The following is a 2,072-nucleotide window of genomic DNA, read 5'->3' as shown; positions in this document are numbered from 1 at the left end:
GTCAAGCGCGAGGACTTCGTCAAGGAGATCCGCGCGCAGATCCCGCAGCTGGAGCGCTGGATCAACGACCACGACCTGTTGACGCAGGACGCGAGCAAGCCGCTGATCGTGCGCGAGACGCCGGTGTATCAGCGCGGTGTCGCCGGCGCCGGCATCGAGGCGCCCGGGCCCTATCGCCCGCAGGACCGCACCTACTACAACGTCACGCCGCTGGACGACCTCACGCCCGAGCAGGCCGAGAGCTCGCTGCGGGAATACAACCACTGGATCCTGCAGATCCTCAACATCCACGAGGCCGTGCCCGGCCATTACACGCAGCTGGTCTACGCCAACAAGTCGCCGTCGCTGGTCAAGACCCTGTTCGGCAACGGCGCGATGGTCGAGGGCTGGGCCGTCTTCGGCGAGCGGATGATGCTGGAGTCCGGCTACGGCGGGAACGCGCCGGAGATGTGGCTGATGTGGGGCAAGTGGAACCTGCGCAGCGTCACCAACACGATCCTGGACTACAGCGTGCACGTGCTGGGCATGACCGAGGCGCAGGCGCTGGACCTGCTGCAGCGCCAGGCCTTCCAGACCGAGCGCGAGGCGCGCGAGAAGTGGCGCCGCGTGCAGCTGAGCTCGGTGCAGCTGACGAGCTACTTCAGCGGCTACAGCGACATCATGGAATTGCGCGAGCGGCGCCGGCAGGCGCTGGGCAAGGACTTCAGCGTCAAGGCCTTCAACGAGCAGTTCCTGAGCTACGGCAGCGCGCCGGTGTCGGTGATCGCGGAACTGATGTCGCAGCCGGACGCCGCGGCGCCCAAGGCACAGCCATGAGCACGAGCGGAGCGGATGTGGCCGCGGAGGTCCGGGTCCTGGAGGCGCGGGTCACGAGCTCGAGATCAAGGCCAGCTTCGCCGAGGACCTGGTCGATCACCTCAACGCGCAGGTCGCGCGGCAGCAGGAGCAGATCGACGCGCTGGTGCGCGAGATCGCGCAGCTGCGCAAGCAGGTGCCCGAGGGACGAGGCGACGGCGCGGGCTCGCTGCGCGATGAGCTGCCGCCGCACTACTGAGGTCCTTCGACGGCCGCTGGCCCTCACCCCTGCCCTCTCCCGCAAGCGGGAGAGGGAGTCAAAAAGCGTGCTCAGGCGGTCGGGCGCGCGGGAATGTTGAGGCCGCGCTTGACCGCGTCGCGGGCCAGGAAGGCCGCGAGCACGCGCTGGACTTCCTTGAACTCGCTGAAGCCCACCAGCTCGCCGGCGCCGTAGAAGCCCACCAGGTTGTTGACCCAGGGCCAGATCGCGATGTCGGCGATCGTGTACTCGTCGCCCATGATCCAGCCGCGGCCGGTCACGCGCTGCTCGAGCACGCCCAGCAGGCGCTTCGATTCGTTGAGGTAGCGATCGCGCGGGCGCTTGTCCTCGTAGTCCTTGCCGGCGAATTTATGGAAGAAGCCGACCTGGCCGAACATCGGCCCGATCCCGCCCATCTGGAACATCACCCACTGCAGCGTCTCGTAGCGGCGTGCCGGGTCTTGCGGGATCAGCCGGCCGGTCTTCTCGGCCAGGTAGACCAGGATCGCGCCCGACTCGAACAGCGGCAGCGGCGCGCCGCCGGGGCCGTCCGGATCGATGATCGCGGGGATCTTGTTGTTCGGGTTGAGCGACAGGAACTCGGGCGTGAGCTGGTCGTCGGTCTGGAAGCTGACCAGGTGCGGCTCGTACGGCAGGCCCAGTTCCTCGAGCGCGATCGAGACCTTCACGCCATTGGGCGTGGGCAGCGAGTAGAGCTGCAGCCGCTCGGGATGCTGCGCGGGCCACTTCTTCGTGATGGGAAAGCGGGAGAGGTCCGTCATGAGGGTTCCGTCGATCGTTGGATGAAGGGGACGTGCGATTCTCGGCGCGGCCTCAGAGACCCTGCGCGACACAGGTCAATGCGGACCGTGCTGCAGGGCCGGTGTGGTTGACGCGCCTCAGCGCAGCGGCGCGGCGAACCGGTCCCAGCGCGGCGCCCAGCGGCCGGTGATGTCGGCCGAGACCAGCACGCGATGCGCCTGTCCGATGATGAGCCGGCGCGGCACGAAGCCGATGA

The 2,072-nt window shown here is 68.0% G+C and carries 3 protein-coding genes; 2 read left to right on the top strand and 1 reads right to left on the bottom strand.

Annotated elements, in window-relative coordinates; translation table 11 throughout:
• A partial coding sequence (locus tag FUT87_RS12055; protein WP_147241166.1) for a DUF885 domain-containing protein occupies positions 1-816 on the top strand: 816 nt, incomplete at its 5' end.
• A 64-nt stretch (positions 817-880) separates the two neighbouring features.
• On the top strand, positions 881-1,054 hold the full coding sequence (locus FUT87_RS12050; protein ID WP_147241165.1) for a SlyX family protein: 174 nt from the start codon (positions 881-883) through the stop codon (positions 1,052-1,054).
• 71 nt (positions 1,055-1,125) lie between these two features.
• Here FUT87_RS12050 and FUT87_RS12045 read toward each other — a convergent pair whose 3' ends face one another.
• A complete protein-coding gene (locus FUT87_RS12045; RefSeq protein ID WP_091723740.1) occupies positions 1,126-1,836 on the bottom strand; it encodes a glutathione S-transferase N-terminal domain-containing protein in 711 nt (236 codons plus the stop codon).
• Between the last annotated feature and the right edge of the window lie 236 nt (positions 1,837-2,072).

This window comes from Mitsuaria sp. TWR114 (genome assembly GCF_007997345.1).
Note: the sequence above shows the minus strand (reverse complement) of the source record. Positions and strands in the feature narration are given on the sequence as shown.

Excerpts from the sequence above, each read along its gene's own strand:
- FUT87_RS12045 (WP_091723740.1), bottom strand. The coding sequence starts at position 1,836 with ATGACGGACCTCTCCCGCTTTCCCATCACGAAGAAGTGGCCCGCGCAG.